This is a genomic window from Psychrobacter sp. 1U2, from assembly GCF_051847575.1.
The window spans coordinates 1-508 of the sequence record NZ_JBPYDC010001866.1; the positions used below are offsets into that span (position 1 = coordinate 1).

General features: G+C 42.1%; 1 protein-coding gene. It reads right to left on the reverse strand.

The window, feature by feature from the left end; genetic code table 11:
* The coding region (locus tag ACS8FD_RS24840; RefSeq protein WP_439277803.1) for an FAD-linked oxidase C-terminal domain-containing protein at positions 1–508 on the reverse strand (508 nt) is incomplete at both ends.

Here is a 508-nt window from a genome sequence, read left to right on the forward strand (position 1 = left end):
CATACCCACACCATGTTCAGCTGATACCGAGCCACCATATTTTTGTACGGTCTCAAACACATATTTATTAACAATCTGACATTCATTAAAGAAGTCATCTTTGGTCATATTCTCAGGTTTGAGGATATTGAGATGCAAATTGCCATCGCCAATATGACCGAACCAACACACTTCAAAGTCAGGATAATTGCTGCTGACAATATGATCAATCTCAGCGATAAAATCAGGTACATGACTGATTAATACCGATACATCATTTTTATATGGTGTGAATACGGAAATGGTCTCAGAGATATACTCACGTAGTTTCCAGAGCTCCTCGGCTTGCGCTAGACTCTGACTCATGACGCCATCAACGACCCAGCCCTGTTCCATGCAATGCTCAAATATTGCCATGGCTTTATCCATAATAGGCTCATAAGGCGCTTCAAACTCAAGCAGCGTATAAAACTTGGTGCGCGACTCAAACGGCTCTTGGACCTGACCATGCGCCATTAATTTATCGACT